At 57.9% G+C, this 26,206-nt stretch carries 24 protein-coding genes and 1 pseudogene; 12 read left to right on the top strand and 13 right to left on the bottom strand.

The window, feature by feature from the left end; genetic code table 11:
- Positions 1-42: 42 nt before the first annotated feature.
- A complete protein-coding gene (locus FHW68_RS19040) occupies positions 43-381 on the bottom strand; it encodes a ribbon-helix-helix domain-containing protein (protein WP_183682292.1) in 339 nt (112 codons plus the stop codon).
- A gap of 464 nt (positions 382-845) precedes the next feature.
- Here FHW68_RS19040 and FHW68_RS27445 point away from each other — a divergent pair, with 464 nt between their 5' ends.
- The gene (locus FHW68_RS27445; RefSeq protein ID WP_095632183.1) at positions 846-1,448 is read left to right on the top strand and encodes a cold-shock protein; all 603 of its coding nucleotides are present in this window, start codon (positions 846-848) and stop codon (positions 1,446-1,448) included.
- Between the two features lie 75 nt (positions 1,449-1,523).
- Here the strand turns inward: FHW68_RS27445 and FHW68_RS19030 are convergent, their stop codons facing one another.
- Positions 1,524-1,730, bottom strand: coding sequence for a SlyX family protein (locus FHW68_RS19030; protein WP_095632184.1), 207 nt, complete (start codon positions 1,728-1,730; stop codon positions 1,524-1,526).
- A gap of 2 nt (positions 1,731-1,732) precedes the next feature.
- Positions 1,733-2,158: an HIT domain-containing protein gene (locus FHW68_RS19025; protein WP_095632185.1), complete on the bottom strand. Its 426-nt coding sequence runs from the start codon at positions 2,156-2,158 to the stop codon at positions 1,733-1,735.
- Positions 2,159-3,054: 896 nt separating this feature from the next.
- Here FHW68_RS19025 and FHW68_RS19020 point away from each other — a divergent pair.
- The gene (locus FHW68_RS19020; protein ID WP_095632186.1) at positions 3,055-4,383 is read left to right on the top strand and encodes an OprD family porin; all 1,329 of its coding nucleotides are present in this window, start codon (positions 3,055-3,057) and stop codon (positions 4,381-4,383) included.
- Between the two features lie 136 nt (positions 4,384-4,519).
- Here FHW68_RS19020 and FHW68_RS19015 read toward each other — a convergent pair whose 3' ends face one another.
- Together FHW68_RS19015 and FHW68_RS19010 are read right to left on the bottom strand one after the other, a co-directional pair.
- Positions 4,520-5,362: a mechanosensitive ion channel family protein gene (locus FHW68_RS19015; protein WP_095632187.1), complete on the bottom strand. Its 843-nt coding sequence runs from the start codon at positions 5,360-5,362 to the stop codon at positions 4,520-4,522.
- Positions 5,363-5,499: 137 nt separating this feature from the next.
- Positions 5,500-5,985, bottom strand: a complete 486-nt coding sequence (locus FHW68_RS19010) for a YajQ family cyclic di-GMP-binding protein (RefSeq protein WP_095632188.1) — start codon at positions 5,983-5,985, stop codon at positions 5,500-5,502.
- A 140-nt stretch (positions 5,986-6,125) separates the two neighbouring features.
- On the opposite strand from FHW68_RS19010, the gene FHW68_RS19005 reads away from it, so the two are divergent.
- Genes FHW68_RS19005 through FHW68_RS18995 form a run of 3 tightly spaced genes read left to right on the top strand, consistent with a single transcriptional unit; the run spans position 6,126 to position 9,709 of the window.
- Positions 6,126-7,043, top strand: a complete 918-nt coding sequence (locus FHW68_RS19005) for a putative 2-dehydropantoate 2-reductase (protein ID WP_183682289.1) — start codon at positions 6,126-6,128, stop codon at positions 7,041-7,043.
- Positions 7,044-7,088: 45 nt separating this feature from the next.
- The gene (locus tag FHW68_RS19000) at positions 7,089-9,125 is read left to right on the top strand and encodes a HAMP domain-containing sensor histidine kinase (protein ID WP_183682286.1); all 2,037 of its coding nucleotides are present in this window, start codon (positions 7,089-7,091) and stop codon (positions 9,123-9,125) included.
- 2 nt (positions 9,126-9,127) lie between these two features.
- The gene (locus tag FHW68_RS18995) at positions 9,128-9,709 is read left to right on the top strand and encodes a cob(I)yrinic acid a,c-diamide adenosyltransferase (protein WP_183682283.1); all 582 of its coding nucleotides are present in this window, start codon (positions 9,128-9,130) and stop codon (positions 9,707-9,709) included.
- A 122-nt stretch (positions 9,710-9,831) separates the two neighbouring features.
- On the opposite strand, the gene FHW68_RS18990 is transcribed toward FHW68_RS18995, so the two are convergent.
- From FHW68_RS18990 to secA, 4 genes are all read right to left on the bottom strand, one after another.
- Complete coding sequence (locus tag FHW68_RS18990; RefSeq protein ID WP_183682280.1) at positions 9,832-10,776, bottom strand: Nudix family hydrolase; 945 nt, start codon at positions 10,774-10,776, stop codon at positions 9,832-9,834.
- A complete protein-coding gene (locus FHW68_RS27315; protein WP_256582833.1) occupies positions 10,773-10,901 on the bottom strand; it encodes a hypothetical protein in 129 nt (42 codons plus the stop codon). Before FHW68_RS27315 ends, FHW68_RS18990 begins: the two co-directional genes overlap by 4 nt.
- 146 nt (positions 10,902-11,047) lie before the next feature.
- Positions 11,048-12,265 carry a bifunctional glutamate N-acetyltransferase/amino-acid acetyltransferase ArgJ gene (gene argJ, locus FHW68_RS18980; RefSeq protein WP_095632191.1) on the bottom strand — a complete coding sequence of 406 codons (1,218 nt, stop codon included), beginning with the start codon at positions 12,263-12,265 and terminating at the stop codon, positions 11,048-11,050.
- A 133-nt stretch (positions 12,266-12,398) separates the two neighbouring features.
- Entirely contained in the window at positions 12,399-15,140 is a 2,742-nt protein-coding gene (gene secA, locus FHW68_RS18975; protein WP_183682277.1) for a preprotein translocase subunit SecA, read from the bottom strand.
- A 307-nt stretch (positions 15,141-15,447) separates the two neighbouring features.
- Between secA and FHW68_RS18970 the strand changes: the two genes are divergently transcribed.
- Positions 15,448-15,903, top strand: coding sequence for a DUF721 domain-containing protein (locus FHW68_RS18970; RefSeq protein WP_007906612.1), 456 nt, complete (start codon positions 15,448-15,450; stop codon positions 15,901-15,903).
- 114 nt (positions 15,904-16,017) lie between these two features.
- Here FHW68_RS18970 and FHW68_RS18965 read toward each other — a convergent pair whose 3' ends face one another.
- Complete coding sequence (locus FHW68_RS18965; RefSeq protein ID WP_183682274.1) at positions 16,018-17,505, bottom strand: helicase HerA-like domain-containing protein; 1,488 nt, start codon at positions 17,503-17,505, stop codon at positions 16,018-16,020.
- A 184-nt stretch (positions 17,506-17,689) separates the two neighbouring features.
- Between FHW68_RS18965 and FHW68_RS27570 the strand changes: the two are divergent.
- The 5 genes and pseudogenes from FHW68_RS27570 to FHW68_RS18945 all read left to right on the top strand — a co-directional run.
- Positions 17,690-18,721 (top strand): annotated as a pseudogene (locus tag FHW68_RS27570) (cache domain-containing protein); the annotation flags it as partial.
- Between the two features lie 93 nt (positions 18,722-18,814).
- Entirely contained in the window at positions 18,815-19,579 is a 765-nt protein-coding gene (locus FHW68_RS27565) for a methyl-accepting chemotaxis protein (RefSeq protein WP_371916211.1), read from the top strand.
- Between the two features lie 219 nt (positions 19,580-19,798).
- Positions 19,799-20,920: a glycosyltransferase family 1 protein gene (locus FHW68_RS18955; RefSeq protein ID WP_095632194.1), complete on the top strand. Its 1,122-nt coding sequence runs from the start codon at positions 19,799-19,801 to the stop codon at positions 20,918-20,920.
- Positions 20,913-21,689: a DUF2334 domain-containing protein gene (locus FHW68_RS18950; RefSeq protein WP_183682266.1), complete on the top strand. Its 777-nt coding sequence runs from the start codon at positions 20,913-20,915 to the stop codon at positions 21,687-21,689. Before FHW68_RS18955 ends, FHW68_RS18950 begins: the two co-directional genes overlap by 8 nt.
- On the top strand, positions 21,686-22,681 hold the full coding sequence (locus FHW68_RS18945; protein WP_183682263.1) for a lysylphosphatidylglycerol synthase transmembrane domain-containing protein: 996 nt from the start codon (positions 21,686-21,688) through the stop codon (positions 22,679-22,681). Before FHW68_RS18950 ends, FHW68_RS18945 begins: the two co-directional genes overlap by 4 nt.
- A 175-nt stretch (positions 22,682-22,856) precedes the next feature.
- Here FHW68_RS18945 and FHW68_RS18940 read toward each other — a convergent pair whose 3' ends face one another.
- Positions 22,857-23,033 carry a hypothetical protein gene (locus tag FHW68_RS18940; protein ID WP_168185080.1) on the bottom strand — a complete coding sequence of 59 codons (177 nt, stop codon included), beginning with the start codon at positions 23,031-23,033 and terminating at the stop codon, positions 22,857-22,859.
- 88 nt (positions 23,034-23,121) lie between these two features.
- Entirely contained in the window at positions 23,122-23,970 is an 849-nt protein-coding gene (gene purU, locus FHW68_RS18935) for a formyltetrahydrofolate deformylase (RefSeq protein WP_007903852.1), read from the bottom strand.
- 328 nt (positions 23,971-24,298) lie between these two features.
- Here purU and mvaT point away from each other — a divergent pair, with 328 nt between their 5' ends.
- The gene (mvaT, locus tag FHW68_RS18930; protein ID WP_007933316.1) at positions 24,299-24,676 is read left to right on the top strand and encodes a histone-like nucleoid-structuring protein MvaT; all 378 of its coding nucleotides are present in this window, start codon (positions 24,299-24,301) and stop codon (positions 24,674-24,676) included.
- 99 nt (positions 24,677-24,775) lie between these two features.
- Here the strand turns inward: mvaT and sbcB are convergent, their stop codons facing one another.
- A complete protein-coding gene (sbcB, locus tag FHW68_RS18925) occupies positions 24,776-26,206 on the bottom strand; it encodes an exodeoxyribonuclease I (RefSeq protein ID WP_183682260.1) in 1,431 nt (476 codons plus the stop codon).

Raw genomic sequence — 26,206 nt, 5'->3', positions numbered from 1 at the left:
AAGACTGCACAGACCGACACTCGACCTGATCAACCACCACCGTTAAGCCATGACCAGGCAACTTCCTTCCTTCAGGCTGTGCACGACGCAGACAACCCGCACCAGCCCGGTGAAATTCTTCACCCCGCCGTGACGCAGATGCACTTCGCGATCCACGTGGGACAACAGCGCACTGACCGAGCAGCAATTGACCTTGGCCATATCACCCAAAATATCCCAATAAACCTGCTCCAGCCGCAAACAGGTCGCAAAGCCATTCAAGCGCACGGACCGGGATAATGGCTGGGCCAGGCCCATATTGAATTCATTGACCAATGAATCAATCTTTCCCTCCTTGAGCGGACCGCCCCTCCCTTCGCGTCGCCTGTCTTGATCAACCATAACTTGACACTCCTTTGCCATCCTTGCTGCTTATAAGAGTCATATTCCGTTTTCTTATAAAAGCGCAGGCGCACAGGGATAATCCAGATGACTTTTTGACCATCGCCGTAGGATAAGCCAACAACGGAGGGCAGATGATGGAGCTCGTCCTAGGCCGGACGATTTCCTACGAAAACCGACGCAATGTCTTTCGGCGAAAAGGCAAAAAGACGCCAGAAACACAGCAGACAAATATGACTCAGCATGGGTCATCCACACGGTGGCCACTGGGAGTACCGCTGGACTGCCTGATTTGAGTAGCTGCGGGCTTTGCTGTTAAATAGGCAGTGTGTCGCTACCGCCTATTTTCCGGGGGTTGCGCATAGGCTGATACCGGGTACGTGTCCAACGCCTCTTATTGTTCTGAAGCGAACCGTGCTCCATCAGCTCTTCCTTGTGATCCGTCTTAACGTGAGTTAATCAAAATGTTGAAAATCGTCCACCTGCTAATGGGCGCAGCAGCCTTGCTGCTGTCCTTCATCCCTAGCCTGCGATCCGAAGCGCTACCTTACCTGCAACAACCCGATGCGCTGTACCTGGCCTTTTTCGGCCTGCTCAACCTCACACTTGCACCTGTCATCCCTTACTGGAACAAAGGCCCGCGTCATCAGTTGCAAAACCTGGTCAGCGCCTTGCTGGTTCTGGCTGTGGTATTGCAAACACTGACCTTGTTCGCCCCGATGCCTGTCATCGCCGGTCAACCTGCCGTTCTGTTCAGTCTGGTCGTTGCCCTGATCGCCGTTCTTTTGCACCTGGCTGTCAGCTTCTACAAATCCTCACCGGCCGCCGCCTCGCCAAGCTATGACATGAGCAACCGCGATACCGGCACCGTCAAGTGGTTCAATACCTCCAAAGGCTTCGGCTTTATTTCCCGTGATTCCGGCGATGATATTTTCGTGCATTTCCGGGCAATTCGCGGCGAAGGCCACCGTGTTCTGGTCGAAGGCCAGCGTGTGGAGTTCTCCGTGATGAACCGTGACAAAGGCCTGCAAGCTGAAGATGTGATCGCCGCTCTGCCGCGTCGCTGACTCCAAAGCTAAAAAAACCGCGAACAGCCCAGGCTGTTCGCGGTTTTTTTATGCCCTGCTTTCCACTCATGCCGCTCAGTAATGCGGTGGCGGAGCCTCTTCTTCGAAGGACTCGAACTGACCGACCATTTCCTCCTGCCGCTTGAGCAGCGCTGCCATTTGCAGTTGCAGGCGCTCAACCGCATGCTGCTGTGCCGCCAGCACATCATTCAAGGTCTGGATAGTGTCATCCTGAAACGCCAACTGGCTTTCCAGATCGTTAACGCGCTCTTCCAGGCTCATGTTCAGCCCTCCAGAAACGTGAAGTCATCGGTCAACACCAGACGCAGACGCTCACGAATCGTCGCGATCTGCTCTGGACTGTAGGGTTTGGCCGGCTGATTGCCCCAGACCGGGGCTGGCCAGGCGGCGTCCTCACGCTTGCGCACAATCACATGCATGTGCAACTGACTGACGACATTACCCAAGGCCGCGACGTTCAATTTATCCGCGTCGAACGAGTCCTTGAGCGTTTCCGCCAGTGCGGTGGTTTCCTGCCACAGCTGGTGTTGATCTGCGACATCTAATTGAAATATCTCGCTGATATCCTCGCGGCGGGGCACGAGGATGAACCACGGGTAGTTCGAATCATTGGACAGCAGCAACCGACAGAGCGGGAAATCGCCAATAGGCAACGTGTCTTGTTTAAGTCGTGGATCTAAAGCGAACACAGCGCACACTCCCCTCTGGTGATCTTTTTTCAGCTTAGCGCCCCATTGCCAGAGACGGCGCACCAAGCGACAGGACGGCAGCATACCTGCGAACGCCACGCGCTTCACGACGAACTGCCACCTGCTGTGCCCTGCGGGCGCCCCGATATGAGCCATTTTGATCCGGTACGCACCATGACAGAACCAGCCACCGAACAAAAAATGCCGAAATACCGATAAACAACGAGCCGTTCGAATCCATGACAAAGAGACACTGGGTGAATTCGGTACAGCAATTGAAATTTTTTGCACCAAAACCGCACAACGCGTCTACGCTCAGTGCGTCAGCATCCGCTAACTACTCACTGTCGGGGTGAACCGGTAACGTTTTTGATTGTCACCCCCATCAATTCGAGGTGGTAACCACGATGCGAAGCATGGCGTCAAGCTCAAGTAAATAGAGCTCGACGCCCCCGGTTTCATGAGGTTTTTATAGCAGCAGGCAGGCTTTGGGGAAAAAACAGCGACAGAATTCCGATTTGTGCACGCTTGTTGCATTCACCCCCGTATCGTCTATAAGCGCTCCGCTGGAAGTGGAAGCCTTAAGGCCAATAAAACAGTGGCAGGATTGCCCGATGGAGATTCAGGTGCAGGACAAGGGACTCTTTTTTACCGACGCTCAAGCCATGGAAAACAACGATGAAGTTGTCAGTCCGATTGCGTCGGAATTGTGAATTTGCGACATCTACCCAGTCATTTGCGACACGCTCGTAAAGAAGCTGAAAGGTTAGATACGCAAGTATCGCCAACATGGTCGGCGTGATATAAGTTTGCGCCGACACAAAAAGAAAGAGCCGCCCGGATAATAAAACAGGCGGGACGGCAGTACTCTTCTAAAACCAAAGGAGCAAATCACGATGCGCGTGATGAAGTGGAGCATGATCGCACTGGCAGTTGCAGCAGCAGCCAGTACTCAAATGGCTACGGCCGCACCGTTTGTAAGTGACCAGGCTGAAGCCAAAGGTTTTGTTGAAGACGCCAAGTTCGACTTGCTGCTTCGCAACTATTACTTCAACCGTGACCGCAGAGACGGCGCAAACGACCAGAAAGACTGGACACAGGGCATCTGGGGCAATTTCAGCTCCGGTTATACTCAAGGTACCGTAGGTGTCGGCGTTGATGCATTCGGTTATCTGGGTATCAAACTGGACGGTGGCGACGGCACAACTGGCTCGGGTAACCTGAGCCGCGACTCCCAAGGCCGCAACCACGACGACTTCGGCAAAGCCGGTGCCGCCGTTAAAGTTCGCATCTCCAAAACTGAACTGAAGTTCGGTGAGATGCAGCCAAGCACCTCTCCAGTATTCGCTATCGGCGGTTCTCGTCTGCTGCCTCAAACCGCTACCGGTTTCCAACTGCAGAGCAGCGAAATCAAGAACCTGGACCTGGAAGGCGGTCACTTCTACTCGGCTTCCAGCCAGGATGAGATGAACAGCGATGGCGAACTGTGGGCGAACTACGCCGGCGTTACCGCTAAAACCGCAGACTATGCTGGCGGCAAGTACGGGTTCACCGAGAACCTCAGCGCATCGTTTTACGGCGCCCAGCTGGAAGACATCTGGAACCAGTACTACGCCAACCTGAACTACACCATCCCAATGGGTAGCGATCAGTCGATTAACCTGGACGGTAACATCTACAACACCCAAGATACCGGTTCCGCCAAAGCAGGCGAGATCAGCAACACCACGTTCTCGCTGGCTGCTGCTTACTCGTTCCTGAAAGCACACACCGTTACCGTGGCCTTCCAGAAAGTTAACGGCGACGTCCCGTTCGACTACATCGGCGTGGGTGACAACAACCGCGGCGGCGACTCGATCTTCCTCGCCAACTCCATCCAGTACTCTGACTTCAACGGTCCTAACGAGAAGTCTGCTCAGGTCCGTTATGACCTGAAAATGGCTGAGTACGGCGTTCCAGGTCTGAGCTTCATGACCCGTTACGTAAAAGGTTGGGACATCGACGGCACCAACACTCCAACAGGCAGTGCTTACGCCGGCCTGTACGGTGAAGATGGCAAGCACAACGAAACCAACCTGGAAGCCAAGTACGTTGTTCAGACTGGCCCGGCAAAAGATCTTTCCTTCCGCGTTCGTCAAGCATGGCACTTCGCTAATGGCGACCAGGGCGAAGGCGATATCAAAGAGTTCCGTCTGATCGTCGACTACCCGCTGTCGATTTTGTAATTGCCGTTAGCTACTTCGCGGTAATCAAAAAAGGCCCATCTTCGGATGGGCCTTTTTTATTGGCTACAGCATTGTGTTTAAGGGTTCAGCTCTTGCAGAACAAGTCTGACCGAGAGGTCAAACATGAGACCCATTATTACGCCGTTGCCGATTCCTGAACCATTCGAATAACCCGCTGCGGAAATGGAATATCGATACCGGCAGTCTTCAAACGATCACGGGATTGTTCGTTAAACATGAACATCACATTCCAGTAGTCAGCGGTCTTCACCCACACTCGCAGGGAAACAGTGATCGAACTGTCGCCCAGTGTCGAAATCACCGCTTCCGGTGCCGGATCAGCCAGTACGCGCGGGTCTTTGGCCAGTTCCAGCAATACTTCACGGGCCTTCTGCAAGTCCGCTTCGTAAGCCACACCTACATCGAATATCACCTTGCGGGTCGGCTGACGGTTGGTATTGGTAATGATGCCGTTCGACAGATTGCCGTTAGGCAAAATGATGGTTTTGTTATCGCCGGTGCGCAGTACAGTGTGGAAGATCTGGATGCTGTCGACGGTACCGGCAACACCTTGGGCTTCGATCCAGTCACCGATGCGGAACGGGCGGAACAACAGAATCAGCACGCCGCCAGCGAAGTTCGCCAGGCTGCCCTGCAACGCCAGACCGATCGCCAGGCCAGCAGCACCGATCGCCGCGACGAACGAGGTGGTTTCCACGCCGATCATCGACGCCACACTCACGATCAGCAAAACCTTGAGAATGATGTTCGCCAGGCTGCTGATGAAACCTTGCAGCGCCAGGTCGGCATTGCGCAACGCCAGCAGGCCGCCGAGTTTTTGCGTCACCTTGTTGATCAGCCACCAGCCGACAGCCAGGGTAATCACCGCCAACAGCACGCGGCTGCCGTATTCCATGATCATTGGAATCCAGGCTTGGGATGCCTTGACCAGGTTGTCCACTTCAGCATTCAAATCCATCTTTTTCTCCTGATTTCCGGCTACCCGGCACGCAAAAAATGAGCGGCAGAAAGACCGAACCCATGAAGAATTCAATCGTTTCTGCCGTTGCTTGGGCCTCGGACGTCGAAAACGCCGAGAGGTTCCCGCTTGAAAAGTCAGTCGCGGAAGTTATTGAACTGTAGCGGCATATCGAAGGATTTGGCGCGCAGGGCCGCAATTGCTTCTTGCAAGTCATCACGCTTCTTGCCGGTGATGCGCACTTGCTCGCCCTGGATGGCGGCCTGAACCTTGAGCTTGGCGTCTTTGACGTGGGCGACGATTTTCTTCGCCAGCTCTTTGTCGATGCCTTCCTTGAGGACCGCTTCCTGCTTCATCAACTTGCCCGACGCGTAGGCATCCTTGACTTCAAGGCACTGCACGTCGATTTTGCGCTTGACCAGGGCCAGCTTGAGGATCTCGATCATCGCTTCGAGCTGGAAATCGGCTTCCGCGGTCAGGTTGACGGTCAGGTCCTTTTCCTTGAACTCGAAGGTGCCTTTGCCTTTCAGGTCATAGCGACGATCGAGTTCCTTGACGGCGTTCTCGACCGCGTTGGTGACTTCGTGTTTGTCCAGTTCGGATACCACGTCGAACGACGGCATGTAATCTCTCCAATAAAAAGGCACGCTCGATAACGATGGAGCGCGCTTGGCTTGCGGTTAAAATCGGGCTCATTATAACGGGTCTTTTCCAACCGATACTGCGAGCCTCACATGCCAGCGTCAAACCGAGCAAAAAGCTGATGTCCACTCCTTGGCATATTCTGGGTGCCGGCAGCCTCGGCACCCTTTGGGCCACACGTCTGGCGCGGGCAGGTGTGCCGGTCAGGCTGATCGTGCGGGACTCGACACGCTTGCAGGCCTATCGGACGGCGGGCGGTTTGACGCTGGTCGAACACGGCGAAGCGCAGCTGTATCCAGTGCCCGGCGAAACACCTGACAGCGACGAGCCCATCAGCCGCCTGCTGGTGGCCTGTAAAGCCTACGACGCCGTAACAGCCGTGGCCCGCCTCGCCCACCGCCTGACACCGAACGCCGAACTGATCCTGCTGCAGAACGGCCTCGGCAGCCAGGACGCGGTTGCCAAGCAGGTGCCTCAGGCGCGCTGCATTTTCGCCTCCAGCACCGAAGGCGCATTTCGCGAGGGTGACTGGCGTGTGGTATTCGCCGGCCATGGCTACACCTGGCTGGGCGATGCGAGCCATCCCGTGGCGCCGATCTGGCTGGAGGAGTTGAGCGCCGCCGGTATTCCTCATGAGTGGAGCACCGATATCCTCACAAGGCTGTGGCGAAAACTGGCGCTCAATTGTGCGATCAACCCGCTGTCCGTGCTGCACGAATGTCGCAACGGCGGTTTGCAGCAGCATCATGGCGAAGTCGCCGCCCTGTGCGTCGAGCTCACCGAGCTGCTAAAGCGCTGCGGCCAGCCAGCAGCGGCGCAAAATCTGCGGGAAGAAGTCGAACGAGTGATCCAGGCCACGGCGGCCAATTTCTCCTCGATGTATCAGGACGTCGCAAATCAGCGCCGCACCGAAATCAGCTATCTATTGGGTCATGCCTGCAAAGTCGCGTCGCAGCATCAGTTGGACCTGCCCCACCTCAGTCAATTGCAGGAGCGCCTGACTGTTCATCTGCGCAGCCTTGGATTGCCCAGCGACTGAGCAGCGGCTACGCTGGCCACTTGTTCCTTTTTAGCGATGAACCTGATGCCATTGCGCCAGCGCCTTGAAAACCTTCCAGTCGGCCAGAAATTGCTGGCCGCCCTGCTGGTGCTGTTGACCACTGTTTTGTTGGTCGCCAACCTGACCTTTATCAGCGCCGCCTATTACATCTCCCAGGAAAGCATGGCTCCCCAGGCCTTGCAGACCATCGGCCGACTGGTGTCCAACCCGAGCCTGGTGTCCGATGCGCTGAAATCGCCGCAAAACGCCGAGCGCTTGCTCAACGAACTCAATAGTTATACACCGCTGCGCGCGGCGGCCATTTATGACGGTAAGGGCGTGCGTCTGGCGCAACTGCAACACGGCGACGAATTGAGCCTGCCAGCGCATTTCCGGCACCTGGAAGCCTGGCAAGCCACCGAGTTCCGTAACAATCAAGTCATCACCCTGCCCCGCCCCGGTGCTGCGCCAGGGCATTTGTTGCTGGTGGCTAGCAGCGAATTGCCGATGGCGTTCTATACCGGGACCCTGACTGCCAGCCTGGGGATTCTGATTTTCAGCGTGCTGTTATGGCTGGTGATCGCCCGGCAGATCAAACGCCTGATCACCCGACCGATCCATCAGCTCGAAGAATTGTCCCGGCAAGTGACCCGGGAAGAGAACTACGCCCTGCGCGCCTCCCGCGGCAACCACGATGAAATCGGCAGCCTCGCCGAAGCCTTCAACACCATGCTCTCGCGCATCGAAGCCCGGGAGCAGCAGCTCAAGCGTGCCCGCGACGATTCTCAGGCCGCTTATGACCAGGCTCAGGGGCTGGCGGAAGAAACCCGTCACACCAACCGCAAGCTGGAACTGGAAGTTCAGGTGCGCAGCAAGATCGAAAAGAAACTCACCGGCTTCCAGAACTACCTCAACAGCATCATCGACTCCATGCCGTCGGCCCTGATCGCCCTCGACGAGCAGCTCTACGTGACCCAGTGGAATCAGGAAGCCAGCGCCCTGTCCGGCACGCGCCTCGCGGAAGCCTTGAACCAACCGATCTTCCTCGCCTTCGAACCGCTCAAGCCATTTCTGCCGCAACTCAGGCAAACCGTCGAGCAGCACACAGTGGCGAAGATCGAACGCGTGACCTGGCTCAAGGACGAAGAGCCCCGGCATTACGCCCTGACGTTCTACCCGTTGATGGGCGGTGCCGGGCGCGGTGTGGTCATCCGGATCGACGACATCACTCAGCGGCTGTCCTTGGAAGAAATGATGGTGCAGTCGGAAAAAATGCTCTCGGTTGGTGGTCTCGCCGCCGGCATGGCCCACGAGATCAATAATCCGCTGGGCGCGATCCTGCACAACGTGCAGAACATTCGTCGGCGCCTGTCGCCCGATCTGCCGAAAAACCTCGAACAGGCCGAGCAACTCGGCATCGAGCTGGAAACGGTCAACCAGTACCTGATAGCTCGCGAAGTGCCGCAGTTGCTCGATGGCATTCAACAGGCTGGCGCACGGGCGGCAAAAATCGTGACGCACATGCTCAGCTTCAGCCGACGCAGTACCCGGCAGATGGCGCCCTGCGATTTGCCGGCGTTGATCGATCAAGCGGTGGAAATCGCCGGCAACGACTTCGACCTGGCGATCGGTTTCGACTTCAAGGGGCAGGCGATCATTCGTCAGTTCGATCCGGCGTTGGGCCCGGTGCCCGGCACTGCCAACGAACTGGAACAGGTGCTGCTCAACCTGCTGAAAAATGCCGCGCAAGCCATTCATCAACGTACCGACGACCGCGAGCCGGGGCGGATCATTCTGCGGACAAAACTGAACCCGCCGTGGGCAGAGATTCAGGTCGAGGACAACGGCATCGGCATGAGCGAGAGCGTGCGCAAACGTACGTTCGAGCCGTTCTTCACCACCAAGGAAATCGGTCAGGGCACCGGCCTTGGGCTTTCGGTTTCGTACTTCATCATCACCAACAACCACAAGGGCCAGATGGAAGTGCAATCGACGCCGGGCCAAGGCACCTGTTTCACCTTGCGCCTGCCGTTGTCAGGCGCTCCGGTGGTTTCCCAAGAACTCAATCAGCTGTCGAGGTAACCATGGGCTTTCGCTTGTCGAAGATTTACACCCGCACTGGCGACAAAGGCGAAACCGGGCTCGGCGATGGCCGCCGGGTGCCCAAAGACCATCCGCGCATCGAAGCCATTGGCGAAGTCGATACGCTGAACAGCCAGGTGGGCGTGTTGTTGGCCGGACTGGCAGCGCAAAGTGAAACGTATCCGGGGTTGAACGAAATCATCGAGGTGTTGGCGCCCTGCCAGCATCGGTTGTTCGACTTGGGTGGTGAGCTGGCGATGCCGGTGTATCAGGCACTGAACACGGCGGAAATCGAGCGGCTGGAAGCGGCGATCGATGTCTGGAATGAAGAGTTGGGGCCGCTGGAGAATTTCATTCTGCCCGGCGGTTCGGCGTTGATTGCCCAGGCTCACGTTTGCCGCTGCCTGGCGCGCAGTGCCGAGCGGCGCTGTCAGCAGTTGAATGCGATCGAACCATTGGCCGGAGTTGGATTGGCGTATATCAATCGGTTATCGGATTTATTGTTTGTGGCGGCACGGTTGATTGCCAAGCGTCAGGGGGTTGCCGAGATTTTGTGGCAGCCTGCGGCGAAACCCGGAGTGTAGTAACTGATCGTTCCCACGCTCTGCGTGGGAATGCAGCCCGGGATGCTCTGCGTCCCAATCAAGAGCCGAACGCGGAGCATCCGTTGAGGCATTCCCACGCAGAGCGTGGGAATGATCGGGTGCTATGCCTCAGGCCAAAACGCCCGAATCCCCGCCACACCCTGCGCGCCCGCCTCCCAGGCTTTCTGCCGCTCTGCCGGGCCAACCCCTCCCAGCAAAAACACCGGCTTACTGAAGCCCTCGATCAGGGTTGAGGCCTGTTCCCACCCCAGTGGCAGAGCATCCGGATGAGTCTGCGTCGGCTGCACCGGCGACAAGGTCACAAAGTCCACACCCATTTGCTCGGCCAGCGCCAGCTCTTCAGCGTTGTGGCAAGACGCTGCCAGCCAGCGTGACGCCGGTAGCGGACGCCCGGCCGCCGCGTACTTGCGCAACTGTGCCGAGGTGATGTGCCAACCGGCGGACGGGAAGTCCCCCAGCCATTCAAACGGCCCCTTGATCATCAACTGCGCCTTGCCGGCACATAGCCCCGCCGCATCCACCGCCAGATCGCGGTATTGCGGGTCGTAGCCGTTGGGGGCGCGCAATTGAATCAGCTTGATGCCGCCAGCGATGGCTTTCTGAATACCGCGCAGCAAGGCCGGGGTTTCCAGGCCCTCCGGAGTGATCAGGTAGTCGCCGGGCAAGCGAGCAGCGGCGACGATCGGCTGGTTGGCGGCCGGAAATTCGTAATCCACCAGTTCCCGCGCGGTCACCCACGCCAAAGGCTGACCTTCGGCACCGTGGGGTTCGCCGGCAAATGCCGAGACTTCCCAGACATCCAGCAGCACTTGCTTATCCGGGTAATCGTGGCGGACCTTGATCATCGGCCGCGCAGTATTGACCACAATGCCCAACTCTTCGTGAAGCTCGCGAGCCAGGGCCGTTTCGACGGACTCGTCATCCTCGACCTTGCCACCAGGAAACTCCCACAGACCGCCCTGATGCTGGGTGTCGGCACGGCGGGCAATGAGGATTTTGCCGTTGCTATCGCGGATAACCGCAGCGGCTACGTGAACTCGTTTCACTGCTTTATTGCCTCCAGATCAGCGTAGCGCCGAGCCTTGAAGGCCGGCCATTGGTAGAGGGTTTCAAGGTCGCGCAGGGACCAGCACGTATGCAGTTTATCGCCGATGATCAAGTGAAGACTCATGTTCGGGCGCCTTTTTGGTAAGTGGAACAGGCCAGAATTTTTAATGTCTGGCCGTCCGTCATCGCGGGCAAGCCCGCTCCCACAAAGACCGAGTCAACCGCACGACCCTGTGGGGCGGGCTTGCCCCCGATAGGGTCGACGCGGTCTTAAGTACGGTACTCGGCGTTGATCTTCACGTATTCGTGGGACAGATCAGTGGTCCAGATGGTTTCGCTGCAATCGCCACGCCCCAGTTCGATGCGGATGGTTATTTCTTCCTGCTGCATTACCGCAGCGCCCTGGGCTTCGGTGTAGGTGGCGGCGCGAGCGCCACGGCTGGCGATGCACACGTCACCGAGGAATACGTCGATCTTGCTCACGTCCAGGTTCGGTACGCCGGCACGGCCCACGGCGGCCAGAATGCGGCCCCAGTTCGGGTCGGAGGCGAACAGCGCGGTTTTGATCAGCGGCGAGTGAGCCACGGTGTAACCGACGTCCAGGCACTCCTGATGATTGCCGCCGCCGTTGACTTCCACGGTAACGAACTTGGTAGCGCCTTCACCGTCGCGCACAATGGCCTGGGCCACGTCCATGCACACCTCGAACACCGCTTGCTTCAACTTGGCGAACAATTCACCTTCGGCGCGGGTGATTTCCGGCAGAGCAGCCTGACCGGTGGCGATCAGCATGCAGCAGTCGTTGGTCGAGGTGTCGCCGTCGATGGTGATGCGGTTGAACGACTTGTTGGCGCCGTCCAGCAGCAGGTTTTGCAGCACATCGCGGGAGACTTTGGCGTCGGTGGCGATGTAGCCGAGCATGGTCGCCATGTTCGGACGAATCATGCCCGCACCTTTGCTAATGCCGGTGACGGTGATGGTCACGCCGTCGTGCTGAAACTGGCGGCTGGCACCCTTGGGCAGGGTGTCGGTGGTCATTATGCCGGTAGCGGCGGCTTCCCAGTTATTGACCGACAGGTCGTCGAGAGCGGCTTGCAGCGCGCCTTCGATCTTTTCGACCGGCAGCGGCTCGCCGATCACACCGGTGGAGTACGGCAGCACGAGATTTGCATCGACGCCGGTCAGCTCAGCCAGCTTGGCGCAGGTGCGCTCGGCGGCTGCCAGGCCTGGTTCGCCGGTGCCGGCGTTGGCATTGCCGGTGTTGGTCAGCAAGTAACGTACCGGGCCTTGCACACGTTGTTTGGCCAGGATCACGGGAGCGGCGCAAAAAGCGTTCAGGGTAAACACGCCCGCCACTGTGGAACCTTCGGCGCAGCGCATGACCACGACATCCTTGCGCCCAGGGCGTTTGATGCCGGCCGAGGCGATACCGAGTTCAAAACCGGCAACCGGGTGCAACGTTGGCAAAGGACCAAGACCAACAGCCATGAATGCGCTCCTTAAAGTAGTGTCTGCACCGCCATTCCCCCGTTTTCTTAACGTGGCGCGGTGGTTTAAATGGCAAAACGCCGCGACGGCATAAGCCGGTCGCGGCGCGGGTATTTCAGCGTATGAAACGGGTTTACTGGATCTGCCCGTGGCAATGCTTGAACTTCTTGCCCGAACCGCAGTAGCACAGCTCATTGCGGCCCAGCTTCTGCTCGTTGCGCACCGGTGCGGTGGCGGTGGCGAGGGCTACATCGACCTCTTCACCCAACACTTCCGGTTGCTCCAGGCCAGGGGCTTCGTCGTGCTGGAACTGCATGCGCGCAGCCAGTGCCTCGGCTTCCTGACGCAGGCGAGCTTCTTCTTCGATCGGATCTTCGCGGCGGACCTGAACGTGCGACAGCACACGGATCGAGTCGCGCTTGATGGAATCCAGCAGTTCGGAGAACAAGGTGAACGACTCGCGCTTGTATTCCTGCTTCGGGTTCTTCTGCGCATAACCACGCAAGTGGATGCCGTGACGCAGGTGATCCATGGTCGACAGGTGGTCTTTCCACAGGTCGTCCAGTACGCGCAGAACGATTTGCTTCTCGAAGGTGCGCAGTGCTTCGGCACCGGCCTGGTCTTCTTTCTCGTTGTACGCGGCGATCAGCTCGTTCATCAGCTTTTCGCGCAGGGTCTCTTCGTAGAGGTGATCGTCTTCGTCCAGCCATTGCTGGATTGGCAATGCCACACCGAAGTCGCTCTGCAACGCTGCTTCCAGACCGGCCACGTCCCACTGCTCAGGCAGCGATTGCGGTGGAATGTGTGCGCTGACGGTTGCGTTGAGCACGTCCTGACGGAAATCGGCGATGGTTTCGCCGATGTTGTCGGCAGCCAACAAACTGTTACGCATGTGATAGATCACTTTACGTTGTTCGTTGTTGACGTCGTCGAACTCAAGCAGTTGTTTACGGATGTCGAAGTTGCGGCCTTCAACCTTGCGCTGAGCCTTCTCGATGGCGTTGGTCACCATGCGGTGCTCGATCGCCTCACCGGACTGCATGCCCAGCGCCTTCATGAAGTTCTTCACCCGGTCAGAGGCGAAGATGCGCATCAGGCTGTCTTCCAGCGACAGGTAGAAACGGCTGGAACCGGCGTCGCCCTGACGACCGGCACGACCACGCAACTGGTTGTCGATACGGCGCGATTCGTGACGTTCGGAAGCGATCACCTGCAAACCGCCCGACTCCAGCACTTGCTGGTGACGCTTCTGCCAGTCGGCCTTGATCTGGGCAATCTGCTCAGGGGTCGGGTTTTCAAGCGAAGCGACTTCCACTTCCCAGTTACCGCCCAACAGGATGTCGGTACCACGACCGGCCATGTTGGTGGCGATAGTCAGCGCGCCCGGGCGACCGGCCTGAGCAATGATTTCGGCTTCTTTTTCGTGGAACTTGGCGTTCAGAACCTTGTGTTCGATGCCTTCCTTCACGAGCAGGCTGGACATGTGCTCGGACGTTTCGATGGTGGCGGTACCCACCAGCACCGGACGGCCCTGAGCCATGCATTCCTTGATGTCATTGATGATCGCCGCGTATTTCTCCTCGGCGGTCAGGAACACCAGGTCGTTGTAGTCTTTACGCGCCAACGGTTTGTTTGGCGGGATGACCATGACCTGCAGGCCATAGATCTGGTGGAATTCGAACGCTTCGGTGTCCGCGGTACCGGTCATGCCGGACAGCTTGTTGTACAGACGGAAGTAGTTCTGGAACGTGGTCGATGCCAGGGTCTGGCTTTCGGCCTGGATGTTCAGCCCTTCTTTCGCTTCGATGGCCTGGTGCAGGCCTTCGGACAAACGGCGACCGGGCATGGTACGGCCGGTGTGTTCGTCGACCAGTACGACCTGACCGTCCTGCACGATGTATTCGACGTTGCGATTGAACAGTTTGTGCGCACGCAGACCGGCATAAACGTGGGTCAGCAGACCCAGGTTATGCGCCGAATACAGGCTCTCGCCTTCAGCCAGCAGGCCGACGCGGGTGAGCATGTCTTCGATGAACTGGTGACCGGCTTCGTTGAGTTCGACCTGGCGGGACTTCTCGTCCACGGTGTAGTGGCCAGCCTTGGTGACTTCGCCTTCGACTTCTTCGACATGCAATTCCAGCTGCGGGATCAGTTTGTTGATCTCGATGTACAGCTTGGAGCTGTCCTCGGCCTGACCGGAGATGATCAGCGGGGTACGGGCTTCGTCGATGAGGATGGAGTCGACTTCGTCGATCACGGCAAAATTGAGTTCGCGCTGGAATTTTTCTTCCATGCTGAACGCCATGTTGTCGCGCAGGTAATCGAAACCGAATTCGTTGTTGGTGCCGTAGGTGATGTCGGCGGCGTAGGCGGCACGCTTCTCTTCCGGCGGCTGGAAGGGCGTGACCACGCCGACCGTCATGCCAAGGAATTCGTAGAGCGGACGCATCCAGTTGGCGTCGCGGCGGGCCAGGTAGTCGTTCACCGTCACAACATGCACGCCCTTGCCGGACAGCGCATTGAGGTAAACGCCCAGTGTTGCCACCAGGGTCTTGCCTTCACCGGTACGCATTTCCGCGATCTTGCCTTCGTGCAAGGTCATGCCGCCGATCAGCTGGACATCGAAGTGGCGCATACCCATGACGCGCTTACCGGCTTCGCGGGCGACCGCAAAGGCTTCTGGCAGCAGCTTGTCGAGGGTTTCCCCTTTGGCGAGGCGGGCCTTGAACTCGTCTGTCTTGGCACGCAATTGATCGTCCGAAAGGGCCACCATTTGCTCTTCGAAGGCATTGACGAGCTGCACCGTCTTGAGCATGCGCTTGACTTCACGCTCGTTCTTGCTTCCAAAAAGTTTCTTTAACAAAGGCGCAAACATATCGGCAGGATCTTCCACACTAAAGGGATGGAGGGCGGCCCCGTGAGTCGCCCGTGCAGCCCTCATGGCCGCATGCGAACGAGTATTCTACCCGGAAACGATGGTGAGGAAAGTGGCGTTATTCCACGATGCATGCACTGCGCTGTGACGGGGCTCACTTGAGATAAGGGCATTTTGCTGAACTTCAACCCATCAAGGGCACAAGTTACTTGTTGATTTAATGGGTAAAGCGCTCGCAAAGCAATGGGGCGGGGGCAGCGGGTGCTTTCTGTTAACATGGCCGCTCTGTTACTTCAGGTGTTTGATCATGGCATTTCGCCCTCTCACGGCCAGAGCCCCCGCCGTTCTGCTTCGCGAAGCCAAACCGCTGAAAGCCATTTTTGGCCATGCTCAACGCCTGGGCCATTTACAACGTCTGGTGGAAAGCCAGTTGCAGCCAGCAGCCCGCGAGCATTGCCATGTGGCATCGTGGCGCGAAGGCAGTTTATTGCTGATTGTCACCGACGGCCACTGGGCTACCCGCCTGCGCTATCAACAAAAGCGTCTGCAACGGCAATTACAGCTGTTCGACGAGTTCGCCAGCCTGACGCGGATTTTGTTCAAGGTTCAACCGCCTACCGTTCAGCAGGGGGCTGCGGGGCATACGATAAATTTGTCGACCGATGCGGCGGCGACCATTCAGGCGACGGCTGACGGGATTACCGACCCGAATCTAAGGGCGGCACTGGAGCGGTTAGCGGCGCACGCCAAACCCAAAACCTGAAATTGACACATACCCCGCAGGAGCGAGGCTTGCCGGCGAAGCTTTTGGCGGTCTCAAGGACCTCTTCGCGGGCAAGCCTCGCTCCTACGGGGGGTTGTGTTCAATCAAAGGCTTTCAGCGGCGTTTGCTGCCACCGAGCAATGACCCCATCAACCCGCGTACCAATTGTCGGCCCAATTGATTGGCCGCCTGTCGCATCGCTGATTTCAACGCCTGGCCTGCCGCTGTGCCAAGGAATTCCCCGGCCTGTTCGGTGAAACTCGGCTCTTGAGGTACAGGTTTGCCCGGCGCGGTTTCAGGAGCCGGCGCCAGGCCTTTGCGCCCCATCAGCACTTCATACGCCGATTCGCGATCGACCGGTTTATCGTAACGCCCCTTGAACGGCGAACCGGCAATCAGCACGGTGCGCTCTGTCTCGGTCAGCGGCCCGATCCGCGATTGTGGCGGTGCAACCAACACGCGCTGGACCATCCCGGGCGTGCCCTTGTCCTGCAAGGTGCCGACCAGCGCCTCACCGATTCCCAATTCAGTCAATACCGACAAGGCATCAAATGCCGGGTTCGGCCGGAAACCGTCGGCCACTGCGCGCAGGGATTTCTGCTCTTTGGCGGTAAAGGCACGCAAACCGTGCTGAATGCGCAACCCCAGTTGAGCCAGGACATCATCCGGCAAGTCGCCCGGCGACTGGGTGACGAAATACACGCCCACGCCTTTCGAGCGGATCAGTCGCACCACTTGTTCCAGACGCTCCTGCAACGCCTTGGGGGTATCGGCGAACAACAAGTGCGCTTCGTCGAAAAACAGCGCCAGCAGCGGTTTCTCGGCATCGCCACGCTCTGGCAATTGCTCGAACAGTTCGGCCAGCAGCCAAAGCAGGAACGTCGCATAGACCTTCGGCGCTTCATGCACCAGACGGCTGGCATCGAGCAAGTGAATGCGCCCGCGACCATCCACGGCCGGTTGCAACATGTCTTCCAGTTGCAGCGCCGGTTCGCCGAACAATGCTTCGGCGCCTTGCTGTTCCAGCGTTGCCAGACGGCGCAACAGTGCCTGGCTGGAACCGGTGGTCATCAGCGCCGCGTCATCTCCCAGCAATTCGGGGCTGTCACGCAGATGATTGAGCAGCGCCTTCAAATCCTTCAAATCCAGCAGCAACAACCCTTCGCGGTCGGCCACCTTGAACGCGGCATAGAGTGCCGACTGCTGACTGTCGGTCAATTCCAGCAGGCTGCCGAGCAGCAACGGGCCCATTTCGCTCAAGGTTGTGCGCAGTGGATGACCGGACTGACCGTTAATGTCCCACAGGGTCACTGGATACGCCTGAGGCTTGTGGTTCAGCCAAGGCATGCCGGTGATCCGCTCGGCGACTTTGCCTTGAGGGTTGCCGGCAGCGCCCAGGCCGCACAGGTCGCCTTTGATGTCCGCTGCGAACACCGCCACGCCGGCGTCGCTGAAAGCTTCTGCCAGACGCTGCAAGGTGACGGTTTTACCGGTCCCGGTAGCGCCCGCTATCAGCCCGTGACGGTTGGCCAGGCGCATGGCCTGGGCGATGGACTGGCCCGTGAGGTCGGCGCCGATAAGGAGTTGCGATGAATCAGGCATTTTGTCACCCATGGTTAATCTTTGATCCTTCATGGCCGATAACAAGCGAGAGACCAGACTGAAGATAGCGTCGGTAATTCCCTAAGGAGAGGTGGAAATATCAGCTTACTTTCAACACTGCCCATTTTGCGCGCCTTGATAAAAGCACGCCCTGGACATTAAGACTTTAGCGGACCCCCAAGCCATGAATAAAAATCTGCGCTTCAGCCATAAAATACTGCTTGCCGCCGCCCTCATCGTTATTGCCGCCTTCGCCTCGTTCACGTTGTACAACGACTATCTGCAGCGCAATGCGATACGCGACGATCTGGACAACTATCTGCAAGAGATGGGTAGCGTTACGGCCAACAATATCCAGACCTGGCTGGCCGGACGCAGCCTGCTGATCGAAAACCTGTCACAAAACGTCGCCCTGAACGCTGACATCGACAATGTCTCCAGATTACTTGAGCAGAAGGCCGTGACCTCGACCTTCATGGGCGCTTATCTGGGCAACAAGGATGGCACCTTCATCATCCGCCCTGACAGCAAGATGCCCGACGGCTATGACCCTCGCGTCCGGCCCTGGTACAAGAGCGCCCAAAGCACCGGCGGCTCGGCACTGACCGAACCGTACATCGATCTGGCGTCCGGCCAGTTGGTCATTTCCATCGTCAACAGTGTGCTCAAGGACGGTCAAAGCATCGGCGTGGTCGGTGGCGACTTGAGTTTGCAGGTGATCGCCGACAGCCTCAATGCGCTGGACTTCGACGGCATGGGTTACGCCTTTCTGATCAGCGCCGATGGCAAGATCCTGGTTCACCCGGATAAAGCGTTGGCGATGAAGACCCTGAGCGAGGCGTACCCGAAAAACACCCCGCGCATCAGCAGCGAACTCAGTGAAATCGACGTCGACGGCAAGACTCGCATCGTCACGTTCACCCCGATCAAAGGCCTGTCTTCGGTCAATTGGTACATCGGGCTGTCGGTGGACAAGGACAAAGCCTTCTCGATGCTCAGCGAATTCCGTGCCTCGGCAGTCGTTGCCACCCTGATTGCCGTGGCGATCATCATCGCCTTGCTCGGCATGCTGATCCGCATCCTGATCCAGCCGTTGCACGTCATGACCCGCGCCATGGAAGACATCGCCGACGGTGAAGGTGACCTGACCAAGCGCCTGAGCATCCAGAATCAGGACGAATTCGGCATCCTCGGCACGGCGTTCAACCGCTTCGTGGAACGGGTTCACGCCTCGATTCGCGAAGTGTCCTCGGCCACCGGCCAGGTCAACGAAGTGGCGTTGCGTGTGGTGGCCGCCTCGAACTCGTCGATGTTCAATTCCGACCAGCAAGCCTCGCGCACCAGCAGCGTTGCCGCGGCCATCAACCAGCTCGGTGCCGCGGCCCAGGAAATCGCCCGCAATGCCGCGCAAGCGTCAAGTCAGGCCAGCGATGCGCGCAGCCTGGCCGAGGATGGCCAGCAAGTGGTGGATCGCAGCATTGCCGCGATGAATCAGTTGTCGAAGATGCTCAGCGCCTCGAGCACCAATATTGAATCGCTGAACAGCAAAACCGTGAACATCGGGCAAATTCTCGAGGTGATCACCAGCATCTCCCAGCAAACCAATTTGCTGGCGCTCAACGCGGCCATTGAAGCGGCGCGGGCCGGTGAAGCCGGGCGCGGTTTTGCCGTGGTGGCCGACGAAGTGCGCAACCTGGCGCACCGCACACAAGAGTCGGCACAACAGGTGCAAACCATGATCGAGGAACTGCAAGTGGGCGCCCGGGAATCGGTCAGCACCATGAGCGACAGCCAGCGCCACAGCCAGGACAGCGTGGAAATCGCCAACCTGGCCGGCGAACGGCTGAACAGTGTGACGGTGCGCATCGGCGAAATCGACGGTATGAACCAGTCGGTGGCCACCGCGACCGAGGAACAGACGGCGGTGGTTGAGTCGATCAACGTCGATATCACCGAAATCAATACGCTGAACCAGGAAGGCGTGGAAAACCTGCAATCGACGTTGCGAGCGTGCTCGGACCTTGAACAGCAAGCTTCGCGATTGAAGCAGTTGGTGGGCAGTTTCCGGATTTAGTGCCTGAACTGGCCCCTTCGCGGGCAAGCCCGCTCCCACAGGGATCTCTGTCGTACACACAATATGTGTCCACCGAAGATCATTGTGGGAGCGGGCTTGCCCGCGATGAGGTCCACCCAGATACCACAAATCCCACTATCGCGTCCCACCCGCAAAACCCCAAACGAACATCTATCCTTCATATAGGTCAACCCAAGGGAGAACAAACGGACCGGAGGAATGTTCATCGTGCATATCGCTGACATAACCATGTTCTACGCCCCTGCCAGCGGTGGCGTGCGCACTTATCTGGATGCCAAACACCGTCGCCTGGGCAGCAAGCCGGGCATTCGCCACAGTTTGCTGATTCCTGGGGCTCATTTGAGTGAACAGGATGGCATTTACACGGTTCCGGCCCCTGCCCTGCCTTTTGGCAAGGGTTATCGCTTCCCCCTCCGCCTTGCGCCGTGGCGCAATGTCTTGCAGGACTTGCAACCTGACTTGATTGAAGCCGGCGACCCTTACCTGACTGCCTGGGCAGCCTTGGACGCCAAGCGGCAACTCGACGTCCCGGTGATCGGTTTTTATCACTCGGATCTGCCGTTGCTGGTCAGCAACCGCATGGGCAATTGGGTGACACCCAATGTCGAAGCTTATGTCAGCAAACTGTATGGCAACTTCGACCGGGTTCTGGCACCGAGTCAAATCATGGCCGATAAACTGATCGGGTTGGGCGTGAAGAACGTTTTCGTACAACCACTGGGCGTCGATCTGCAAACGTTCAACCCCAATGCACGGGATCCAGATTTGCGGGCCGAATTGGGCATCGATGAAAATACCCATCTGCTGATCTTCGCCGGCCGTGGCTCCAAGGAAAAAAACCTGCCGGTGTTGCTCAAATGCATGAAACGCCTGGGTCGTCGTTACCACCTGTTACTGGTGGGTTCGTCAATGCCGACCCTGGTGCCGCGCAATGTCACCGTCCTCAACGAGTTCTACCCGGCAGCGCAAATCGCGCGCTTGATGGCCAGTGCCGATGCGCTGGTGCATGCCGGCGATCAGGAAACCTTTGGCCTGGTGGTCCTTGAAGCCATGGCCAGCGGCATTCCCGTGGTGGCCGTGGCGGCCGGGGCTTTTCAGGAAATTGTCACCGAGCAGTGCGGCCTGCTCTGCGCGCCGAACAATCCAGCCGCCATGGCCAACGCGGTGCGCGAACTGTTCAGCCAGGGCAGCGCCGCGCTGGGCAAACAAGCCCGTAGCCATGTCGAGCAGCATTACGCCTGGGACATCGTCGTCGATAGCCTGCTGGGGCACTATCACGCGGTACTCGGCACTCAATGGCCACTGATCGCCAATGGTTGAGCCCATGAATGCGCCCAGCCTGTTATTGGTACTGCACGACGTTGCGCCGCAAACCTGGCCCGATTACCAAGCCTTTGTCGAAGCCGTCGACGCACTGGGCGGGGTACCGATCACTTGGCTTGTGGTGCCCGATTTACATAAACATAACGACCTGGCTGGCTATCCGGCGTTTCGACGTTTGCTGGCCCAGCGCATCGCTCGCGGCGACGAACTGGCTCTGCACGGTTACTTCCATTGTGATGAAGGGCCGATCCCCGTCACTCCCCGAGACTGGTTCATGCGCCGAATCTACACCCATGAAGGCGAGTTCTACGACCTGTCTCTGGAGGCCGCCCTGTCCCGCCTGCGGGCTGGAATCGAGGTGTTTCACCGTTATGACTGGCCACTGGAAGGTTTCGTCGCCCCGGCCTGGCTGATGAGCGAAGGCACCCGCCAGGCCTTGCGCCAGTTACCGCTGCGCTACACCAGCGACTCGCAGCATCTGTATCGTTTGCCGGATTTCACCGCGATCGATGCCCCCGGTCTGGTCTGGAGCGCGCGCAGCGCCTGGCGTCGCGGCCTGTCGAAAATCGTCAGCGATCAGCGCCAACAACGTTGGCACCAGGCGCCGGTAATACGTCTGGGCCTGCACCCGGTGGACATGCGTCATGAGTTCTCACGTCATTACTGGCTGCACACCCTCAAGCGCTTGCTCGACGAGGGACGTGTGCCGATGACCAAGGCCAACTGGCTGGCACAGCAACGCGACGTCGTCGGTCGTGCCGCATGAGCCGCGGGATTGTGCTGGTCGTCGCCCTGCTCGCTGCGGTGCTCATCCCGTCGTTGCTGGGCGGCGGCGAGACATGGTCGCGGTTGCAGAGCTTTCCGCTGAAATGGTTGCTGGTCATGTTCGGCATGATTCTGCTGTGCTGGATGCTCAACACCCTGCGCTTGCGCCTGTTGCTGGGAGACCAGCGCGGCAGGATCAGTCCGGTAAAAAGCCTTGGGGTGGTGATGTCCGCCGAATTTGCTTACTGCGCTACTCCCGGCGGCAGTGGCGGACCACTGACCCTCATGGCCCTGCTGGCACGCCATGGCATACGACCGGCCAGGGGCAGCGCCGTGTTCGCTATGGACCAATTGAGCGATCTGTTGTTTTTTCTCTGCGCGCTGAGCGGGATTCTGATTTATGCACTGTTCCAGCACCTCAGTCAGCGCATGGAATGGCTGCTGACCGTCAGCGCCATCTCGATGTTCGGTGGACTGTTCAGCTGCGTATTAGCGGCCCGCTACCACCGCTCGCTGATTCGGCTGGGTGGTCGGTTGCTCACTCGTCTCAATGTCAAAGGCACCACCCGGATGCGCTGGGCGCGAAAACTCCTGCACTTTCTGGCGGCATTCACTGACACACTGAAGTTGCCCTTTCAGACATTGATCACGGTGTTTGCACTGACCTGCCTGCATTGGCTCTTGCGCTATAGCGTGTTGTATCTGGCCTTGCGTGGGCTGGGCACGGACTTGCAGTGGGCCTGGTGTTTTCTGATCCAGATGCTGTCGCTGAGTGCAGGGCAGTTCAGCCTGTTGCCGGGCGGTGCCGGAGCGGCGGAGCTGACATCGGCGGCGCTACTGGCGCCCATGGTCGGGAAGTCCACCGCGGCGGCGGCCATTCTGATCTGGCGTACAGTGACTTATTACTTTTACCTGGTGATCGGTGGCCCGGTGTTTTTGCTGATGCTCGGGCGGCCATTGCTCAGGAAGCTGATGAAGCTCAAACAGGCTTAGAAGATCGCAGCCTTCGGCAACTGCACCCTGTGGTGAGGGGGCTTGTCGGAACGCCGCATCGCCCCGTTCGGCGGCGCAGCCGTCGCAGGATCAGCGTCCAGGGTATAGCTGAAAGAATGTTTGGGGCCGCTTCGCTGCCCAACGGGGGCAAGCCCCCTCGCCACAGGGGATTTTTTCAGGAGTCTGCGGATTCATCCTCTGAATCGCCCTGCAACTGCTCCCACAACTCGGCGGCACCGGGAAACTCCGTGCCATCTTCGGGGCTCAGGTCATCCGGGTCATAGCGACTCAAACAACCCTCGCCCAATGTGGCGGGTGCTTTGGAAGCGGCTTTGTCCAATGGATCGGCCATGGTCATGTTCTCAGTGCAAAAACGGCGAAGGGCCTGAAGCGATTGAACGCCCAGGCCCTTCGAATTTCAACCGTATCGCTATCCGCTATCAGAACACCACGGTTTTGTTGCCATGCACCAGCACCCGGTCTTCCAGGTGATAACGCAGGCCACGGGCCAGCACCATTTTCTCGACATCACGACCGAAGCGAACCATATCTTCAATACTGTCGCTGTGACTCACGCGCACAACGTCTTGCTCGATGATCGGACCGGCGTCCAGCTCTTCGGTGACATAGTGGCAAGTGGCACCGATCAACTTCACACCGCGCATCGAAGCCTGGTGATACGGCTTGGCACCGACGAACGACGGCAAGAAGCTGTGGTGAATATTGATGACTTTATGAGCATATTCGCTGCACAACTCGGGCGGCAGAATCTGCATGTAACGGGCAAGTACCACCACTTCCGCTTCGTGCTGTTTGACCAGGCGCGAAACTTCGGCGAAGGCCGGTTCCTTGTTCTGTGGATTGACCGGGACATGGTAGTAGGGAATACCGTGCCACTCGACCATGCTGCGCAAATCATCATGGTTGGAAATCACACAGGCGATTTCACAATCCAGTTCGTCGCTGTGCCAGCGGTGCAGCAAATCGGCCAGACAGTGGGATTCACGGCTGGCCATCAACACCACGCGTTTCTTCTGCTCGGTGTCCGTGATGCGCCAATCCATCGAAAACTCTTCGGCAATCGGTGCAAACGCTTCGCGAAAGGCTTCGATACCGAAAGGCAACGAATCGGCCCGAATTTCGTGACGCATGAAGAACCAGCCACTCAGGTTATCCGAGTGGTGGCTCGCTTCAGTGATCCAGCCATTATGTGACGCCAGAAAGTTACTGACTTTAGCAACGATGCCGACGCGGTCCGGGCAAGCAATCACCAGCCGAAAAGTGCGCATGAGGGGGAAACTCCAGAACTTCGCAAAGGCCGCCATTCTAGCGATTGCGCGGCAAAACTGCAGTATTGATGACGCATGGACCTCCCCGCAGCTCCGTGCACGGGTTCTGCAACACCACGCCGCCCCACGTGATGGTGTTTTTGTGGGGAATCTTCAAGAGGTCAACTGAGAATATTTGTGACGCTATTTAACTATCACTCCAATGTGTGTCCTATTCCCGCAACTAATTTAAATAAAACTCCGGTTAAATGTTTACTTGGTGAAACACCCTGACTATTATTGTCGCACTGTATCCCTGCCATCCAGCGCCAAACATAAGGTAGTCCCCATGTCCTTGATCAACGAATATCGCGCCACCGAAGAAGCTATCAAAGAGCTGCAAGCCCGTTTGAAGAATCTGTCCCAAGACGACAAACTGCAAACCGAGCTGGAATTCGAAGGCAAACTGCGCACCTTGATGGGCGAATACTCCAAATCCCTGCGCGACATCATCGCACTATTGGATCCAGAGTCCAAAACCAAGGCTCCACGTGGCGGCGCAGTAAAAACTACTGGCACCAAGCGTGCTCGCAAAGTTAAACAATACAAAAACCCGCACAATGGCGAAGTCATCGAAACCAAAGGTGGCAACCACAAGACTCTGAAAGAGTGGAAAGCCAAGTGGGGCGGTGATGTGGTTGAAGGTTGGGCTACCCTGCTGGGCTAAGCCGCATGCCAGTCGCAGATTGATCCGCGACCAGAAGAACGCCAGCAATCGCTGGCGTTTTTTTATGCCTGAAAATTCAAGCGCAGATTATTTTCGTTTTCAAAGACTCAAACGTTTTCGTAATGTCTGGACATGATTCTGCCATTCACCCAGAACCTCTCGCTGAAACGATGTAGCACTAGTCGCCAGTTCAGCAGCCGCCTGCAGAAAACTATTCAACGTATTGGGAGCGCCCCATTCAGGTGCACACAAACGTTTCTGACAGAATATTCGCCAGCGTTCTTGCTCTTCCAGGCTCAACGTATCGGGAAAGTTGCGTGCGCGATAACGAAACAATAATTCAGGCAAACGTTCATCATCGAAAGGCCACTGTTCTTGTGCTAACTGCGCCGGGTCGGCAGCCCTGACTTGCTCACATAGACGCCGGTCCCGATCACCGATAAAACCGTCGTATAACTGTTGCTCGGGGTCTTGGCTTTGAGCGAAATCGTCACTGGCGTAAATACCTGCCACTTTATCTCGCCAAACTTGTTGTGCGTCACTTAGCCGCAGCGCCCGCTGCTGATAAAGCGCCATATCCAGCCCCAGACGTTGCTGATCTACAGGACGCAGTACCGATAATGGCGCCACTACCGGGCACTTGTTTATGTGTATGAGCTTGAGCGGCACCGGCAGTTCGCCTTCGGCCAAGTCATCGCGGCGGGTGTAAAGCCGCTGACGCAAGGTTTCGGCATCCAGATCAAGCAATCCCTGAGGGTCCAGGTGCAAGTCACAGACAATCAGCGCATTGCGATTACGTGGATGCCAGGCCAACGGCAGAACCACACCCACATAGTTGCGGGCCGCCGAAAAGCGTCCGGAAATATGCACCATCGGCTGCAACAGCCGAATTTGATCCATGACTTTTTGCTTACTGCGAAGTTGAAACAGCCAGTCATATAACTTTGGCTGTTTTTCCCGAATCAGACGCGCCAACGCAATCGTGGCCCGAACATCCGACAACGCCTCGTGCGCATGCCCATGATCGATGCCATTGGCGGCGGTCAGACGTTCGAGTTTGAGCGTGACTCGCCCCTCGTCGTCCCTGGGCCAGACGAGGCCATCGGGGCGCAAGGCATAAGCCGCGCGCACCACGTCGATCAAGTCCCAGCGGCTATTGCCGCCCTGCCATTCCCGTGCGTAGGGGTCGAAAAAGTTTCGATACAGGCTGTAACGGGTCATCTCGTCATCGAAACGCAGCGTGTTGTATCCGGCCCCACAGGTGCCGGGCGCCGCGAGTTGGGCATGCACCCGTGTCATGAAATCGGCTTCGCTCAAACCCTGCTCGAGCAGACGCGCAGGCGTAATACCGGTGATCGCGCACGCCGCCGGATGCGGCAGGATGTCGTCACTGGGCTGGCAATAAAGGTTGACCGGTTCGTCTATTTCATTGAGATCGAAGTCGGTGCGAATCCCTGCCACTTGCAGCGGACGGTCGCAACGGGGGTTGATACCCGTAGTTTCATAGTCGTACCAGAAGATCGAGGTCAC

The sequence above is a fragment of the Pseudomonas sp. Tn43 genome, assembly GCF_014192635.1.
Classification (GTDB): Bacteria; Pseudomonadota; Gammaproteobacteria; order Pseudomonadales; family Pseudomonadaceae; genus Aquipseudomonas.
This window is presented reverse-complemented; position numbering and strand designations above follow the sequence as displayed.